Annotated in this window: 1 protein-coding gene; it reads right to left on the reverse strand. The window is 62.1% G+C overall.

The genetic code is table 11. The annotated features are described in order from the left end of the window. Nucleotides 1-256 (reverse strand): isocitrate lyase/phosphoenolpyruvate mutase family protein (locus AC0L20_RS41305; RefSeq protein ID WP_473295879.1); only part of this gene is annotated, 256 nt, incomplete at both ends.

Raw genomic sequence — 256 nt, forward strand, 5'->3', positions numbered from 1 at the left:
GGCGTACTCAACGCCTACGAACTGATGAAAAGCATGATCGAGGCTGGCGCTGCCGGCGTTGGCGTCGGTGCGCGCCAGGATGATGGTTGGCGTACCGGCAACGTCAGCGGCCAGGCGGGCAGCGGTGAGCTTCTGTACGGCTTCCTGAGTGGGCACCAGAACCTTGCCGCCCATGTGGCCGCATTTTTTCACCGAAGCCAGCTGGTCTTCGAAGTGCACGCCGGCAGCGCCAGCCTCGATCATGCTTTTCATCAGT

Source organism: Bradyrhizobium sp. Kon58 (assembly GCF_055807455.1).